15 protein-coding genes and 1 pseudogene are annotated in these 16,477 nt (G+C 59.9%); all 16 read right to left on the reverse strand.

The annotated features are described in order from the left end of the window. Positions 1-7: 7 nt before the first annotated feature. Positions 8-1,390, reverse strand: coding sequence for a sigma-54-dependent transcriptional regulator (locus ACZZ0K_RS16330; protein ID WP_150636657.1), 1,383 nt, complete (start codon positions 1,388-1,390; stop codon positions 8-10). A gap of 5 nt (positions 1,391-1,395) precedes the next feature. Further along, positions 1,396-2,494 (reverse strand): annotated as a pseudogene (locus ACZZ0K_RS16335) (sensor histidine kinase). Positions 2,495-2,715: 221 nt separating this feature from the next. Further along, positions 2,716-4,191 carry a sigma-54 dependent transcriptional regulator gene (locus ACZZ0K_RS16340; RefSeq protein ID WP_041479014.1) on the reverse strand — a complete coding sequence of 492 codons (1,476 nt, stop codon included), beginning with the start codon at positions 4,189-4,191 and terminating at the stop codon, positions 2,716-2,718. A 172-nt stretch (positions 4,192-4,363) separates the two neighbouring features. After that, positions 4,364-4,660 (reverse strand): hypothetical protein, encoded by a 297-nt coding sequence (locus ACZZ0K_RS16345; protein ID WP_016771085.1) that lies wholly within the window; start codon positions 4,658-4,660, stop codon positions 4,364-4,366. 11 nt (positions 4,661-4,671) lie between these two features. Then, positions 4,672-5,070 carry a flagellar export chaperone FliS gene (gene fliS / locus ACZZ0K_RS16350; protein ID WP_041479013.1) on the reverse strand — a complete coding sequence of 133 codons (399 nt, stop codon included), beginning with the start codon at positions 5,068-5,070 and terminating at the stop codon, positions 4,672-4,674. 129 nt (positions 5,071-5,199) lie between these two features. Next, complete coding sequence (gene fliD, locus ACZZ0K_RS16355) at positions 5,200-6,654, reverse strand: flagellar filament capping protein FliD (RefSeq protein ID WP_024012100.1); 1,455 nt, start codon at positions 6,652-6,654, stop codon at positions 5,200-5,202. 82 nt (positions 6,655-6,736) lie between these two features. Beyond that, positions 6,737-7,093, reverse strand: coding sequence for a flagellar protein FlaG (locus tag ACZZ0K_RS16360; RefSeq protein ID WP_150742462.1), 357 nt, complete (start codon positions 7,091-7,093; stop codon positions 6,737-6,739). A 71-nt stretch (positions 7,094-7,164) separates the two neighbouring features. After that, the gene (locus ACZZ0K_RS16365) at positions 7,165-8,025 is read right to left on the reverse strand and encodes a flagellin domain-containing protein (RefSeq protein ID WP_016771090.1); all 861 of its coding nucleotides are present in this window, start codon (positions 8,023-8,025) and stop codon (positions 7,165-7,167) included. Between the two features lie 242 nt (positions 8,026-8,267). Then, on the reverse strand, positions 8,268-8,534 hold the full coding sequence (locus tag ACZZ0K_RS16370) for a hypothetical protein (protein ID WP_258707782.1): 267 nt from the start codon (positions 8,532-8,534) through the stop codon (positions 8,268-8,270). After that, positions 8,531-9,820 (reverse strand): motility associated factor glycosyltransferase family protein, encoded by a 1,290-nt coding sequence (locus tag ACZZ0K_RS16375; RefSeq protein WP_463559206.1) that lies wholly within the window; start codon positions 9,818-9,820, stop codon positions 8,531-8,533. The genes ACZZ0K_RS16370 and ACZZ0K_RS16375 overlap by 4 nt, the downstream gene beginning before the upstream one ends. Before the next feature lie 87 nt (positions 9,821-9,907). Further along, entirely contained in the window at positions 9,908-10,834 is a 927-nt protein-coding gene (locus ACZZ0K_RS16380) for a ketoacyl-ACP synthase III (protein WP_016771093.1), read from the reverse strand. Positions 10,835-11,061: 227 nt separating this feature from the next. After that, positions 11,062-12,114 (reverse strand): pseudaminic acid synthase, encoded by a 1,053-nt coding sequence (pseI, locus tag ACZZ0K_RS16385; RefSeq protein ID WP_258707780.1) that lies wholly within the window; start codon positions 12,112-12,114, stop codon positions 11,062-11,064. Beyond that, complete coding sequence (gene pseG / locus ACZZ0K_RS16390; RefSeq protein ID WP_256809347.1) at positions 12,107-13,612, reverse strand: UDP-2,4-diacetamido-2,4,6-trideoxy-beta-L-altropyranose hydrolase; 1,506 nt, start codon at positions 13,610-13,612, stop codon at positions 12,107-12,109. Before pseG ends, pseI begins: the two co-directional genes overlap by 8 nt. Continuing rightward, positions 13,609-14,304 (reverse strand): pseudaminic acid cytidylyltransferase, encoded by a 696-nt coding sequence (pseF, locus tag ACZZ0K_RS16395; RefSeq protein WP_252879645.1) that lies wholly within the window; start codon positions 14,302-14,304, stop codon positions 13,609-13,611. Before pseF ends, pseG begins: the two co-directional genes overlap by 4 nt. Before the next feature lie 6 nt (positions 14,305-14,310). Beyond that, complete coding sequence (gene pseC, locus ACZZ0K_RS16400) at positions 14,311-15,474, reverse strand: UDP-4-amino-4,6-dideoxy-N-acetyl-beta-L-altrosamine transaminase (protein WP_258707779.1); 1,164 nt, start codon at positions 15,472-15,474, stop codon at positions 14,311-14,313. Continuing rightward, positions 15,471-16,472 carry a UDP-N-acetylglucosamine 4,6-dehydratase (inverting) gene (gene pseB, locus ACZZ0K_RS16405; RefSeq protein WP_252885557.1) on the reverse strand — a complete coding sequence of 334 codons (1,002 nt, stop codon included), beginning with the start codon at positions 16,470-16,472 and terminating at the stop codon, positions 15,471-15,473. Before pseB ends, pseC begins: the two co-directional genes overlap by 4 nt. Between the last annotated feature and the right edge of the window lie 5 nt (positions 16,473-16,477).

A 16,477-nucleotide genomic window follows, 5' to 3' on the forward strand; every position in this document is an offset into this window, starting at 1 on the left:
GCATCGATCAGGTGGCGAACAGATAACCTTCGACATCCATCCCGGCATCGCGCATTTGCGCCAGTTTGTAGCGCAGGGTGCGCGGGCTGATGCCGAGCTTTTCGGCAGCTTCCTTACGGCGGCCACGCTCGGCGCGCAGGGTGTCGATGATCATCTGAAACTCCCGGCGGCGCAGGTCATCGCCCAGCGCGCCGGAAGAATCCGCCTCGATTTCCACCTCGCGGATCACCGGTGCCGTGATCGGCAACGGCGCAAATGTCACCGCACCGCTCAGGCAGAAATCCTGCGGCTGAATCAAACCGCCCTGCTGCAGAATCAACGCGCGCTGAATGGCGTTGTCCAGCTCCCGCACGTTGCCCGGCCACGGGTACGCGGTCAGGCAAGCTTGAGCTTCGGGGGACAGCTTCGCTGCTGCGTGCTTCATTTTATTGACGTGTTTGGCCAACAATTTTTCCGCCAGCGGCAGGATATCGGCAGTGCGCTCGCGAAGTGGACGCCAGGCCAAGGGGAAAACCGACAAGCGGTAAAACAGGTCTTCGCGAAAACGCCCCGCCGCCACTTCACCGGCCAGATCGCGGTTGGTCGTGGCGACCACGCGAATATCCAGAATGATCGGCTTGCGCGCGCCCACTCGCTCCACTTCCCGCTCTTGCAGGACGCGCAGCAACTTGGCTTGCAGGCCCAGGGGCATTTCGGAAATTTCATCGAGCAGAATGGTGCCGCCGTCCGCCTGCTCGAACTTGCCGGCCTGCGAGGCGATGGCGCCGGTGAACGAGCCCTTCTCATGGCCGAACAGTGTTGCTTCGAGCATGTTGTCGGGAATCGCCGCGCAGTTGATCGCAATAAACGGCTGGCTCGCCCGTCGCGATTGCTGGTGAATGTAGCGCGCCAGCACTTCTTTACCGGTGCCGGACTCGCCGGAGATGAGGACAGTCGAATCACTGCGCGCAACCCGCGCCGCCAACTCAAGCAACTGCGCACTGGCCGGTTCAACGGCGACGGGGCCTTCCGCTTCGCCAGCATCAATGCAGCCCAGCGCATGTCGCGCCACCAGATCGAGCAATGCCTTGGGCTCAAACGGCTTGACCAGATAATCCGCCGCGCCTTGGCGCATCGCATCGACCGCACGCTCGACCGCGCCGTGGGCGGTCATCAATAGCACCGGCAATTGCGGCTGGCGTGCGCGCAGCAACGCAAGCAATTGATGACCGTCCATGCCCGGCATGTTGACGTCGCTGACCACCAGGCTGAAAGCTTGCTGCGCGACGGCCGTCAGCGCTTCTTCGGCGCTGCCGACGGCGTGATAGTCGTGGCCGGCGAGCAGCAGCGTATCGGCCAGCGCCTCGCGCAACGAACGGTCATCCTCGACCAGCAACACCTTGATGCCCATGACGTTTATTCAACTCCTTGTGCAGCGGAAAACAGCGGCAGACTGACCTGCGCGCAAGTGCCGCGCCCGACTCGCGAACGCAGGGTCAATTCTCCCTGATGCGCACGGGCCACCGCTTTGACCACGGTCAGGCCGAGGCCGGTGCCGGTGACCTTGGTAGTAAAAAGGCTCGCCGAGGCGCGCCAAAACTGTCGGCTCAATGCCGCTGCCGCTGTCGCTGACACACAGACGCAGGGTGTTGCCTCTGGTGTAGCAATGCACTTTCAGGCGCGCTTCGCCAGCGCTGGCCTGAATGGCGTTTTCAATCAGATTCAGTAATGCGCCGACCAGTGTGTCGCGGTTGCACAGCAACTCACCGGCATGGCTGTCGCACTGCCAGCGGATCGGCAGGTCCTGCACATGGGTCAGCGCCGCAGCCTGCAGCGATTGCATCAAGGCATTGGGCGAAATGCGGTCGGTCAGCGGCAATTCACCGCGAGCGAACACCAGCATGTCGCGCACTTGATGTTCGAGTTCGTGCAGACGCTCTTTCAGGCGCCCGGCAAAGCGTTGCTGGGTTTCCACCGGCAATTGCTGTTCAGTCAAATGACTGGCGTAGAGCAAAGCGGCGGACAGCGGTGTTCGAATCTGGTGGGCCAGCGAGGCAACCATGCGCCCCAGCGATGACAAACGTTCGTGGCGCGCCAACTGGTCTTGCAGATGACGTGTTTCCGTCAAGTCGTTGAGCAGCACCAACTGCCCCGGCTCGGCATCCAGCGAGCGGGTGGAAATCGACAGGCGTCGACCGTTTTTCAAGGAGATTTCATGACCGTCGTCTTCACGGGGAGCGAAGCAGCGTGCAATCACATGGCGCCAGAGTTCGCCCTCGAGTGGCGAGCCGAGCAGATCGATGGCGGCAGGATTGGCTTCGCGCACCAGACCGTGGCCGTCGATGACGATGACGCCGCCGGGCAACAGGTCGAGGAGGTTTTGCAGGCGATTGGCCAGGCGTTCTTTTTCCGCCAGTTCCTGCATGCGCTGGGCGCTGACCACGGCCAGCTCACCCTTGAGTTCGGTGACCCGCGCTTCGAGCAGGCTGTAGGAGTCGGTCAGTTGGCTCGACATCTGGTTGAACAGCTGGAAGGCCTGCTCAAGTCCCTGACGACTTGCCTGCTCTACGGACGAGGGTTGCCCCACGATATTGGAGGCAGAAGAGATCTGGGCGGCTTGGGGCATTGGGCTCTCTCGCTTGGCTGACCGTCAGTGAAACGGAACGTTGCGAGGGCTGTAGCAATACCCGTGCCTAAAAAAAACCGCTTATAAATGAAGCGCTTGAAAAACAGGCGTCAATCATCCGCCTGTTCGTCTCCTCCGGCCCGGCTCATGCCGTACTTGCGCATCTTCTCGACCAAGGTTGTGCGACGGATGCGCAGACGCTCAGCGGCGCGGGCAACAATGCCATTGGCGTCGTCCAGCGCTTGCTGAATCAGGCCCTGCTCCAGGCCACCGAGGTAATCCTTGAGGTCGAGACCTTCAGGCGGCAGCAGTGCATTGGCGCTGAAGTCCGGCGTATGGCCGTTGATGGCCACGCGTTCTTCCAGATCGCTGCGCAGGCTGTCGACCATCTGCTCGTCTTCGTCGTCGACGTAGCGGAATTTCTTCGGCAACTCGACCACGCCGATCACCCCGTACGGATGCATGATCGCCATGCGCTCGACCAGGTTGGCCAGCTCGCGGACGTTGCCCGGCCAGCCGTGACGGCACAGCGACATGATCGCCGCCGAATTGAAACGGATCGAACCACGCTTCTCGTGCTCCATGCGCGAGATCAGTTCGTTCATCAGCAGCGGGATGTCTTCGACGCGCTCACGCAGCGGCGCCATCTCGATCGGGAACACGTTCAGGCGATAGTAGAGGTCTTCACGGAACGAGCCGATCTCGATCATGCTTTCGAGATTCTTGTGCGTTGCGGCAATGATGCGCACGTCGACGCTCTGGGTCTTGTTGCTGCCCACGCGTTCGAAGGTGCGCTCTTGCAATACGCGCAGCAGCTTGACCTGCATTGGCAGCGGCATGTCGCCGATTTCGTCGAGAAACAGCGTGCCGCCATTGGCCAGCTCAAAGCGCCCGGCACGGCTGGTGATCGCGCCAGTGAAGGCGCCCTTCTCGTGGCCGAACAGTTCGCTTTCCAGCAGTTCCGCCGGAATAGCGCCGCAGTTGACTGGTACGAATGGCGCGTCGCGGCGTTTGGAGTGATAGTGCAGGTTGCGCGCGACCACTTCCTTGCCGGTGCCGGACTCGCCGAGGATCAGCACGCTGGCGTCGGTGTCGGCCACTTGCTGCATCATCTGCCGGACGTGCTGAATCGCACGACTGGTGCCGACAAGACTGCGGAAAAGATTGGGTTCGCGATGACGGCCGCGTTCGCGGGCCTGGTCGTACATTTCGCGATAGACCTGGGCGCGATGCAGCGAATCGAGCAATTTGCTGTAGCTGGGCGGCATTTCCAGGGTCGACAGCACGCGGCGACGCTGGTCTTCAGGCAGGTCAACGGAAGAATTATCGCCCATTAACAAAACCGGAAGGAACTCATCCCAGGTTGCGAGTGTCTTTAGCAAGCCCAAAAGCGCGCCAGGAGCATTAACGGTCCCGATCAGTACGCAAATGACTTCACGACTAGACGACAAAGAGCCGACTGCCTGCTGCCAGTCATGGCTGCCGCAGGGTAAATTTTCTTCGCCAAGAAAATTTAGAATCACCGCCAGGTCGCGGCGGCGGACGCTATCGTCATCGATCAGCAGAATTTTGGTTTCACGCCACATGCAATAGCAACTTCCCTAGTCAACTCAATGCCCGAAAAATAAGGCAAGCGAGACGCTTGCAGGACACCTTGTGCCTGTAGACGCCCTAAACCTGATAATAGCCACTAGTTAAGTCAAAAAACCGTGCACAGTCAAATTTATGGCGCACATCTCTGGTTCAACTGACGGTTAATCAACCAAACAGATGGTAAACCTTTGCAGCCTTTTGCGCTTGGGTGATCTGCGACATCTCGTTGGCTATCGCCTGCCGCTCGCCCATTGCCACCTCGAGAAGCTCTTTGTAGACGAATAGCAGCTCTTCAAGGTTATCGCGTAACGCAACTTCGTCCAGCGAAGCTTCCGCCATGACGTCTTCCATGCAGGAACGGCAAGCCAGATCCAGCTCGCCGATGGCTTCCCAGTTTCGTTCGGCCAATGCTCCGACCAACGCTTCACGGGTATCGGCAATTCGCTGCAATACAAGACTCATGGTGATCTCCTTCAGAACTGCGGAGCCGGCACGGGCGCGATGGCGTCCCAACCTTCTTTGACCGTGGTCAGCAGGCCGGCGACTTCGTCGAGTACACGGGGATCGCTGCTGATGTTCGCCTCGGCGAGGCGCTTCATCATGTAGATGTACAGGCCATCCAGATCGGCCAGTGCCTCTGCATTGTTTTCAAGGTCGAGACCTTCACGCAGGCCACTGACAATGCCGATGGCCTTGCTGATCGCCGTGCACTTGCCGGGAATATCCTTGCGCTCAATGGCGCCCTTGGCCTGCGCAATCCGGGCCAGGCCACCTTCCATCAACATTTGCACCAGGCGGTGCGGGCTCGCTTCGGACGTCTGCGCATGGGCGCCGACTTTCTGGTACTGCCGAAGGGCTAACATCGGGTTCATGTTCTACCTCATTGCCACGTTGACTCGTATAACCAGTGTATCGCCAACCGGCCCGAAAACTTTAGATCAAAAGACAAAAACCCGGCGCACGCCGATAAAGCGTAGCCGGGTTTTTGTCGTTACTGACTGTTACTTCGCCGACTGCTGAGCGTTCAGCGAGCTGAAGAACGACGTGATGTTGCTCGCCGTTGCCTTCATCTGCCCTACCAGCAAGTCCATGGCGTTGTACTTGGCGGTCAACGTCTTGGTCAGGTTGGCGACCCTCAGGTCCAGCGCCAGTTGCTGGTTGGTGAGGTTGCGCGTGTTGTTGTTCAGAATGGTCAGACGCTGATCGAGCAAACCGCTGGTAACCTTGCTACCCGCTGGAGCTTTGAGGTACGGATCAACCGCCGCCTTCATGCGCGCCAACAGACCGTTGGTATCGTCGGTCCCGGTGAACAGCTGCTGAACCTGGCCAGTCATGCCCGGCTGATCCATGGTCTTGTTGAACGCAGCGGTATCAAACGTCAGGTTACCGGTGTTGCGGTCGGTCATCACACCCAACTGCGACAACACCGCCAGCGGTCCGCCAGCGCCGACTGCCGTCAACTGCTCACGGATATCGGCAATCAACGAACGTGGCAGCGAGTCGCCGGTGAAGGCTGCCTGCACAGTCAGTTTGCCGTCTGCGTCCGGCGTCGCCTTGGACAGCGTGTCAACGGTATTCTTCAGCGCATTGTAAGCGTCGACAAACGTCTGAATCGAAGTCTGCAGCCCCTTGGTATTGGCATCGACGCTGATGACGGTCGGCGTGCCATTGAGCGGCGTTGCCGTGGTCAGATTCAAGGTCAGGCCACTGATCGCGCCGCTTACCGTGTTGCTCTTGCTGGTTACCGTCAGACCGTCGATGGTCAGCTCGGCATTTTGCGCAACGCCGTTGACCGCGCCCGAAGCACCAGCGGCCGGGCTGGTACCCATCAGCTGGGTACCATCGATTTCCAGACCGGCAATACCGCTAACGGTCAGATCGGAACCTGCGCCGGTCTTGCTTGAGCTGATAACGAGGCGCGAGGAACCGGAGCTGTCGGTGACGATGTTGGCGGAAATGCCGTTGGCGCCCTGAGCCTTGTTGATGGCGTCACGGGTAGTTTGCAAGGTGGCATTGGCGGGGATGTCGACGTTGTAATCAGTGCCATTCTGACTGATTTTCAGGGTACCACTCGGAATGGCACTGGCGGCGCCGCCGGCAAAGGAAGCACTGGCGATTTTCGAGCCCGTGGCCAGCTTGTTCACCACCACATTGTATTTGCCCGCAACGGCGGTGCTATCGGAGGTGGCACTGAGAATATCGGTATTGCCCGACGTCGCCGCAAAGCCGGCAAACGCAGGGTTGGTCTTGCTGCTCAGGTTGGTCATCGCCGTCTGGAATGCGGTCAGCGCACTCTTCAACGAACCGACACCGGAAATCTTCAGACTGTTGGTCTTGGTAGCAGTATCGATCTGCGTCTGCTTGGCAGACTTGTCGGCGTTGACCAGCGCGGTCACGATCGCGCCGATGTCCAGGCCGGAACCCAGTCCGGAACCCGGTAGAATTGGACTTGCCATGTGCATCTCCCTTCAGATTGTTGCCATTCTTTTGACCGTTACACGCGTCCTGAGAATGGGCAAACACTATTCATGCCAGCTATCAGACTTTGGCGTCGAACAAAACGTGGCTTGCATTGGCCAGGCTGTCTGCGAGCTTAAGGGCTTCGGCGGAGGGAATCTGTCGAACGACCTCACCCGTCTCGCTTGCGATCACCTTGACGATGACCTTGCCGGAATGCTCGTCGATCGAGAACTCCAGATTCCGCTTGATCGACTGCACGAACTTTTCTATCTCTTGCACCGCCAGTTTCAACTTGGCGTCGTCCGTATCCTGTCTCTTGGCAGCGACCGGCGCTTCAGTCTTGGCAACTTCAGGCGTTGCTGACGGCTTGTCAGCGACCGGCGTTACTGGCTTGGGAGCCGGATAAGACACGTTAAGCTTTACGCTCATGTCCATGCCCATCACCTCTTAACGTAAAAAAGCGAGAGAGCACGACAAGCGCACTCCCCGCTTAAACTTGTTCCGGATTACTGAAGCAGCTTCAGTACAGCGGAAGGCAGTTGGTTGGCTTGAGCCAGTACGGAGGTCGAAGCTTGCTGCAGAGTCTGCTGCTTGGTCAGGTTAGCAGTTTCTGCGGCGAAGTCGGTGTCCTGTACACGACCCTGAGCAGCGGTGGTGTTTTCAGTGATGTTCTGCAGGTTGGAGATGGTGCTGGTCAGACGGTTTTGCGAAGCACCCAGGCTGGCACGGGTTGCACCGATTGCAGCGATAGCGGCGTCGATTGCAGTGATCGCGTTGTCGATGTTCTGCGAAGCAGAACCAGCACCAGTACCCGAAGTACCGGTCAGAACTACAGTACCGCTACCTACCGACAGGCTGACGGCGTCGAACTTGGAGCTCAGTACCAGGTCGATGTGGTTAGCCGAACCGGTGTTTGCGCCAACTTGCAGGGTCACAGTACCAGCCGAACCGTCCAGCAGGTTTTTGCCGTTCAGGTTGGTAGCAGCCGAGATACGGGTGATTTCGTCAGACATCTGAGCGAATTCAGCGTTGGTAGCGGTCTGGTCAGCGGTGCCGTTGGTACCGTTACGAGCTTTAACAGCCAGTTCACGCATACGCTGCAGGATGTCGGTCGAAGCTTGCAGAGCGCCTTCAGCGGTCTGGGCAACGGAGATACCGTCGTTGGCGTTCTGGATGGCCTGGGTGTTACCGCGGATCTGCGAGGACATACGGTTGGAGATCTGCAGGCCAGCGGCGTCGTCTTTGGCGCTGTTGATTTTCAGGCCGGAAGACAGGCGCTGCATCGAGGTGGACAGAGCGTCGGAAGCGCGGTTCAGGTTTTTCTGAACGTTCAACGATGTGGTGTTGGTGTTTACTGTTAAAGCCATGACGAATTCCTCGTTGGTTGGGTACTGCGGCTTCCGGCCCTGGCAACCGCCGGGTATGGCCTAGAGAACCTTCGTAATAGTTATCGTCGGGTTTGCAGGTTGCTTGAGGGCTTTTTGAAAAAATTTTGCCATCACCACGCCACCCCCGAGAAAACAAAGACTTAGCAGCACATCCAGCGCGAAAAAATGACGTCATAAAACCGCCTGTAACGCAAAGCCGCGGGCCAGCGCGGAGCAGCGGTTCAGCGCCTGGCACTTTCCAGCAATTCGACCAGTTCGTATTCCATATAGTCAGCCAGGCCCAACCAGTCCTGGCGCTCCTGACAGTCGAGCATTTGCGTGAGCACCTGTGCCCAGTCCTGCTGCACCTTCTCCGAGGCAGACGCCAGGCATAGTTGAGCCTGTTCGAATACATCGACCATCGTCAACGCCGCCTCAACGTCACGCCCCAGGCGAAACAACGCGGCACACTGGCGGCACTGATCCTGACACTGACTCAGCGCACTCATTGCACGAACTCCGGATTGAAAGCGGTCCCGGCAATCGATGCACCGGCGCGGCTGCTGTTGAGAAACTCGACCTGCGGATGCGCGGCGATATAACGCTCAAGCACACATAGATAGCCGCGAAAATTCAGCTGAGTGCTGACGCGCTGACCATGACCATCGCGCACCCAGTGCCGCGCCTGGGCCAGCGGCGGGCCTAAATCGCCGTCGTCCCAACCGGCGTGGGTCTTGTTCATCGGGAAAGCGAAGTCAGCGCCAAACAGAGTGATTCGGCTCGCGCCCATTTTTACCGCGAGATCCACCGCCGGATGAATCACGCTGCCGCCGACGTGCAGCTCACCGCGTGGATACTGTTCTCGCAGGTCGCTGTAGATCGGGCTGGCCGAATAGCCGCCATAGCGCTTGCCCTTCCATGCCTTCAATACCTGCGGGTCGCTCATCGGCAGGTACACCAGCGTAATGCCGTCAGACGTCTCGAAGGGCAGATGCCGAAAGCCGATGCGCTGATCGATGCTCACCACCAGATCAGGCTCGATGCCGTGCTCACGCAATGGCCGATAGGCCGTATCAACGCAGATGAACAACGGCCGCTCAGCAAGCTGACGGATCGCCGCCAGACGTTCGAAATGCTGCTCCAGTGTCGGCCCGGTGGCGATCACGTAGATTTCACGTCCAGCGCAACTGCCGAACAGCTGCGCGACATCGTTATCGCCAAGCAGCACCGGCAGACATTCCTGCAAGCGTTGCTGGATTTCTGGCGACTGCGGATCGAAATCGCGATTGTTGAATGTCAGGTGTACTTCATTGATCAGCCGGTCGCGGATCTTCGCGTTGAAGTCATCGGCCAATAACATCTCGGCCGGCAGGGCAAAGAACGGGGTGAAAAAGTCCGGGTGATCACCCGCGTAAAACAGTTCGACCCGGGGATCCTGCAGCCACTGGCGCTGATCGAGCAGTTGCAGTACCAGCGCGAACAGCGCGCCGTTGAGAATGTGCACGTACAGACGCTCCAGCCCTGCGCGCTCAAGCAGCACACCGGGCAAATCGCCGAGGCCAGTGCCATAGACGTGAACATGCGGTTTTTCCGGCAGGCTCGCCGCCTGGATTTGCGCCTCATGCAGACGATCATGGCGACTGGTGAGCTGAATGCCATCGACGCTCAGCGTCGAGCCCAGCCCTTGCACGAGTTCGGCCTGTACGGACGCGCTGTCTTCGGCCATCAATCGCTCGAACAGCGCCGGCCAGCGCCGTTGCAACACCTCGGCATTGGCTTGGAAAAACTCGCTCATGGCGCCTCGCGCTCCTTCTCGGGCAAAAAAATAGCGTTCAAGGTTAACCTTGAACGCTATTTTTGTATCAGAGGTTTTTGCTGCGGCTTACGGACGATAGATGATCGCCGAGCCCCACGACAGACCGACACCAAAACCGCTCAGCGCAACGCGCTGCCAGTCGGAATCGAGCACGTGTTTTTCCAGCAGTAGCGGAATGCTCGACGACACGGTGTTGCCGGTTTCGACCATGTCCTTGATGAACTTCTCCGGTTCGCCTTCAAAGCGTCGCGCCACGGCGTCGACAATCGCCGCGCTGCCCTGGTGAATGCAGAATGCGTCGATGTCATCGGCCTTGAGATTGGAATCGTCGAGCAACTCGTGCAAGTGCGCCGGCACTTTCAGCAGAGCGAAGTTGAACACCTGACGACCATTCATGAAGAACACGCCGTTGCTGACTTTCAAATGCGGTGCGCCGGAACCGTCGGTGCCGAACTTGGCCTTGCCCAGCGCCCAGGTCGGGTTTTCGCCCATCCAGGTGGCGGTGGCGGCATCGCCAAACAGCATGGTGGTGTTGCGGTCTTCCGGGTCAACGATTTTCGAATACGGGTCAGCGGTGATCAGCAGGCCGTTCTTCAGACCGGCGGCTTCCATGAAGCCCTTGATCGCGTAGATGCCGTATACATAACCGGAGCAGCCCAACGAGATATCGAACGCTGCGACATTGGTCGGCAGGCCGAGCTTGTCCTGGACGATTGCCGCTGTGTGCGGCAGGCCTTCTTCATCACCGTTCTGGGTGACGACAATCAACGCGTCGATCGATTCACGCTTCAGTTCAGGATTGCTGGCAAACAGCGCATTGGCCGCTTCCACGCACAGGTCAGAAGTTTCCTGCTCAGCGTCTTTGCGCGGCAGGAACGCCGAACCAATCTTGCCCAGGATGAACTCTTCATCCTTCTCGAATTTTGCACCTTGTGCGTAATTGTCCACGCCGGCTACAGGAACGTAGCTCGCAATGCTTTTTATGCCAATCATTACGGCTTCCCAATAAAAAACAGCCCAAAACCACCGCTCGCAAGGATTCGAGGGGCGCCGACAAACAGAAAACGGCCGCCACAACGGGCAGCCACGGGAAGCGCAAAGGGCTATCACTGGAACCGCAAAACGGGCCAGGCGCCATCTCCCCGGTCAATACAATACAGTGAAGATGCGCGTTATGACTCGCAGGTCACGCTATTTTGCCGAATCGATGGCAGATTGGCTTATTCGATCAGCGACCAATCCAACGGCGTGCCACGCTTGATTGCGGTGCGCGCGCGGCGTCCGAGGACGGCATCGGTGTGCTTGGGCGGCAGGCCGAGGCCGGGACGAATGGCGCGCAGATTGTCCCCGGTAAAGGCTTCACCGGCAGCCATGTCAGCGGTGACATACAGCGAACGGCGATAGACCAGCGACTTGCGCTCGGCCTCGGTGACGCCGTAATGCACCTGGCCCATGGCCTGCCAGGCACGCTCTGTTTCGACGACCAGACTGGCCAGCTCCGCAGGCTCAAGGGAAAAACTCGCGTCGACACCACCGGCCGAACGATCAAGGGTGAAGTGTTTCTCCACCACCGTCGCGCCCAGCGCCACCGCCGCCACCGACACGCCAACGCCCATCGAATGATCTGACAGCCCCACCTCGCAACCAAACAGCTCGCGCAGATGCGGGATCGTGCGCACATTGCTGTTGAGTGGCGTGGCCGGATAAGTGCTGGTGCACTTGAGCAACACCAGATCCTTGCAGCCGGCCTCGCGGGCGGCACGCACGGTTTCATCCAGTTCGGCGATGCTGGCCATGCCGGTGGAGATGATCAGTGGTTTGCCGGTCGCTGCCACTCGACGGATCAACGGCAGATCGGTGTTTTCAAAACTGGCAATCTTGTACGCCGGCACTTCAAGGCTTTCGAGAAAATCCACCGCGCTGTCATCGAACGGCGTCGAGAACGCGAGCATCCCAAACTCCTTGGCCCGAGCAAAAATCGGCGCGTGCCACTCCCACGGTGTGTGGGCTTTTTCGTAGAGATCGTAGAGCGACGTGCCGGCCCACAGACTGCCCGGATCCTTGATGAAGAATTCGCCTTCAGCCAAATCCAGGGTCATGGTTTCGGCGGTGTAGGTTTGCAGCTTCAAGGCATGCGCTCCCGCCTTGGCCGCCGCCTCGACGATTTGCAAAGCGACGTCGAGAGACTGGTTATGGTTGCCGCTCATTTCGGCAATGATGAACGGCGGCGCATCGGCACCGACGGTGTGGTGGCCAATCTTGAAACTAGACATGCGGGTGATCCTTCAAAACACGGCTGAACGCACAGGTTTCCTGGATGAACCCGGCGTCGCGGAAGACTTTCAATGAGGACTGATTGGCGGGCATGACTCGCGCAGTAATGCGCGTCAATTGCGGCCAGTGCGCAGCGACAAACGCTTCGCCACGGCTGAGCACTGCCCTGCCCCAACCGAGGCCGAAGCGCCCCTCCAGCAGATAAATCGAGACTTCGGCTTCAAACCCGCGCAAGTCGTAACGCAGCACCCCGACCGGGCCGTCGTCCGCCTCGGCAATCAGCAGCAGCCGCTGCGGATTGCGCAGACTCGCCGTCAGCCAGTGCAGATGCTGCACCCAATCGATAACGCCGGTTTCCAGCGACCAGCGCCGCACTGCTTCGGCATTGCGTCCATCGAACAGCAACTGCGCATCGTCCTGGGTTGCCGGGCGCAGTTTCAGCACCGCCCCGGCCAGCGCCGCCGCCACACGTTCGGCACCGCGCCCGTCGACCAGTTGCCGCGAGCGCTCGGCGAGGCTGCAGCGTAGAAAATGATTGTTCACGACGAAGCCGACCGCATCACGCAACTGCTCGACGCTGACCTGCTCGCGGGCGCCCATGAACACATGCGCACCGGCAGCGGCCATGACTTCGCCGTTGGCCTGCTGATTGTTCGCCACAGCGATGCAGATCGTCGGCAAACCCAACGCCGCACGCTCCCAACTGGTGCCACCGCCGGCGCCGATAAACAGATCGGCCTCAGTCATGCGCTGATGGAAATCGCTGACGAAACCGTGCAGGCGCCAGTTCGGTCGCGTCTCGGCCAACGCTTGCATCTGCGTCCACGCCGGGTTGTCGGCGCCAGCGACGAAGTCCACCTGCAACTCAGTGAAATCAGCCAGCGCCAGCATCGCATGATGAGTCTGCCTCGCCGCGTCGAAACCGCCGAAATTCACCAGCACGCGCCGGGCCTTCGGTTTGATCTCGATGGCATCGCAGTTGAATTCTTCGCGCAGCATGGCGTAGCGCGGGCCGAGCAAGGTGCGACAGCCTGGCGGCAGCAGCGCCGCGTAGTTTTCACTCAAGCCCGAGAGGTTCTGATTGAGCAGCAGATCGACGCTGTAACGCCGCGTGGCCAGATCATCCACGGCGGCGATTCGATGCGCCCAGCGCCGGGCAGCGGTTTGCCAGTGATGATCGAGGCCGTAATGGTCGACGATGATCCAGTCGAACGGTGCCTGCCCATCCAGCAGCAGGCCCAGTGCATCAATATCGAACTGCCACGGCAACATCGATTCGATGGCCTGCAGCGGGTCTTCGTCGCGATAGCGCTCGGGCAGTGCAAAGGTCTCGAAGCCTTCGGCATTCAAGGCTTCGAGTCGATGCCCCGGCAAACGCCGACAGGCAAACGCAACATGACTGCCCTGCCCGCGCAGCATCCGCGCCAGAGTCACGCACCGGGCAATGTGGCCGCTGCCGATGGTTGGCGAGGCGTCGGCGCGGATCAGCACTCTCATTGCAGTTCTCCGCCGGCTCTGAGTGCGGCGTACAGGTATTCGGCGCGTTGCCAGTCTTCGGGCGTGTCGATGTCCTGGACCAAATGACGCGGCAGGATCACCGGCAGGCTCGCTGGCGAGAACAGCGTCTCGCCACGCAGCCACGCTTCGCTGCGCCCCCAGTAAAATTGCCCGGCATCCTGAAACGCTTCGGGCAGATCCTGCGAACGGGTGGTACGAAATTCGGGGTACATGGACATCAAAGCGCCCTCCTCGTCGAGGGTCAGTGCGCGCTGCACCGGAAAACCGAAACCGCACACCGAAAAGGCAAACGACTTGTGCGGATGCTGCTTGAGCAAATCCAGACCCTGACGCAGATAACGCGCCTGCAACAACGGCGCGGTCGCGTACACGCAGCAGGCGTAATCGAACGTCGGCAATTGCTGCAAGGCATGCACGATCACCGCAGCGGTACCGGTGAAATCATCGGCCAGATCGGCCGGTCGCATGAACGGCACTTCAGCGCCATGTGCTCGTGCGACGTCGGCGATTTCGTCATCGTCGGTGCTGACCACAACGCTCTCGAACAGCCCTGACTCCAGCGCCGTGCGAATCGAGCGGACGATCATCGGTACGCCGTCGAACGGTTTGAGATTCTTGCGCGGAATGCGCTTGCTGCCACCACGGGCGGGGATGATCGCGACGCAGCTCACGGTGCCTTACTCCTCAAGCAGCAGCCGACGCAGTTGCTCGACCACCTGATCTTGTTGTGTCTCACTGAGCAAAGGGAACAGCGGCAAACTGATCGCTTCGGCGTAATAGCGCTCGGCCTCGGGGAAATCGCCCTCGGCAAAGCCCAGCTCGCGATAGTAAGGCTGCAAGTGCACGGGAATGTAGTGCAGATTGACGCCGATGCCAGCGCTGCGCAAACCTTCGAACACCTGACGATGACTGAGGTTGCAGCGCTCGGTCTGCAAGCGCACCACATACAGGTGCCACGCCGAATCGGCTTCCGGCTGCGCGCTCGGCAAGGTCAGCGGCAGGTAGGCGAGCAACTGATCGTAACGCGCGGCCAGTTCCCGGCGACGTGCGACAAACTCATCCAGTTTGCGCAGTTGCGACAGTCCCAGCGCCGCTTGCAGATCGGTGATCCGGTAATTGAAGCCCAGCTCGACTTGCTGGTAATACCACGCCCCGTGGCTCGGCTCGGTCATGTGCTCGGGATCGCGGGTCATGCCGTGGCTGCGCAGGCGTCGCAGACGTTCGGCCAGCACCGGGCGATTGGTCAGGACCATGCCGCCTTCGGCGCTGGTAATGATTTTCACCGGGTGAAAACTGAACACCGTCATTGCCGCAAACTCGCCACAACCGACCGGGCGGCCGGCGTAGCTCGCGCCCACTGCGTGGGAGGCGTCTTCGATCACGGTGAAGTTGTAGCGCACCGCCAGTTCGGCGATGCGCCGCATATCGCAGCTCTGCCCGGAGAACGCGACGGCGACGAGGACTTTCGGCAGCGTGCCGTCACGTTCGGCCTGTTCCAGCTTGGCTTCAAGGGCGAAGGCATCGAGGTTCCAGGTCAGCGGATCGATGTCGACGAAATCAATCTCGGCGCCGCAATAGCGCCCGCAATTGGCCGAAGCCAGAAACGTATTGGGCGAAGTCCACAAGCGATCGCCCGGCCCCAGGTCAGCGGCCAGACAAGCAATGTGCAGCGCCGCCGTGGCATTGCACACCGCCACGGCGAAATCCGCCTGACAGCGCGCGGCCATGGCCTGTTCGAAGCGTTCGATGGTCGGCCCCTGGGTTAGCCAGTCCGATTGCAGCACCTCGACCACCGCATCGATGTCCGCCTGATCAAGGCTCTGCCGACCGTAAGGAATCATACCGACAGCTTCGCGTGCAGATCGGCGATCTGCCCCACTGAAAGGAAATGCGGGTTGGTGTCCGAGCGATACTCGAAATCCTCGCCCACGGCACGGCCAAGTTCACCGAGTTTATCGACGGCAAAATCGACGTCGACGCTGGTAAAACGAATCGACGGCTGAATCGTGTAGTGATCCTCGAACTCCAGAGTCATGCGCGCATCGTCCAGCGGCACCATCAACTCATGCAGCTTCTCGCCGGGACGGATGCCGACGTTCTTGTGCGGCAGATGTTCAGCCATGCCGCGCGCCAGATCGACGATGCGGATCGACGGGATCTTCGGCACGAACACTTCGCCGCCGTGCATCCGCGCAAAGCTGTCGAGCACGAACTGCACGCCGTGGTCGAGGGTGATCCAGAACCGCGTCATGCGCTCGTCGGTGATCGGCAACTCCTGCGCGCCGTCAGCGATCAGCTTGCTGAAAAACGGCACTACCGAGCCGCGCGAACCGGCGACATTGCCGTAGCGCACTACGGCGAATCGGGTCTGCTGCTCGCCGGCAATGTTGTTGGCGGCGACGAACAATTTGTCCGAAAGCAACTTGGTCGCGCCGTACAGATTGATCGGGCTGGCCGCCTTGTCGGTGGACAGCGCGACGACTTTCTTTACGCCGTTATCGATCGCAGCGGCGATGATGTTTTCCGCGCCGTTGACGTTGGTGCGGATGCATTCGGTCGGGTTGTATTCCGCCGCCGGCACCTGCTTTAGCGCGGCGGCATGCACCACGTAATCGATGCCGCGCATGGCCTGACGCAAGCGGTCGGCGTCACGCACGTCACCGATGAAATAACGCATGCACGGCGCATTGAAGGTCTGCTGCATCTCGTACTGTTTCAGCTCGTCGCGGGAGAACACCACCACACGCTTGGGCTGGTATTGCTCCAGCAAGCGACGGATGAAGTTGCGCCCGAACGAGCCGGTGCCGCCGGAGATGAAGATCGATTTACCATTGAACATTTTTT

The organism is Pseudomonas sp. AC255 (assembly GCF_979258175.1).